This window comes from Paraburkholderia sp. SIMBA_030 (assembly GCF_046535245.1).
Lineage (GTDB): Bacteria > Pseudomonadota > Gammaproteobacteria > Burkholderiales > Burkholderiaceae > Paraburkholderia.
This window is the reverse complement of the sequence record NZ_JAWRXB010001243.1, coordinates 1-249: the sequence shown is the minus strand read 5'-3', so window position 1 is coordinate 249 and position 249 is coordinate 1. Positions and strand designations below refer to the sequence as shown.

The window sequence follows — 249 nt, the reverse complement described above, 5'->3', positions numbered from 1 at the left end:
TGTCAGGGCAAGCCGAAGGTAGCCTTTTTTATTTCGTAATCCTGTAGATATTCTTCCAGCGGCTTTGCCGTTCCCAGAGAATGAATTTCACCACTGTCTTTATCAATAATAAAAGGTGCGTTACCAGCTAAGCGCGCGGCCTCATCTCCAGTTTCGAGAAATTCTCGTGCTTCGAAACAGAAATACCAGCCCTGGCTAAAGCGTCCATGTAGAGTAATGACGACCGGGAGATCTGCATCATCAAGGTAA

General features: G+C 46.2%; 1 protein-coding gene. It reads right to left on the bottom strand.

Translation table 11 applies throughout. The annotated features are described in order from the left end of the window. Positions 1–2: 2 nt before the first annotated feature. Positions 3–249, bottom strand: a 247-nt coding sequence (locus tag SB772_RS44025) for a YrhB family protein (protein WP_410839028.1), incomplete at its 5' end; no start/stop codon positions are given.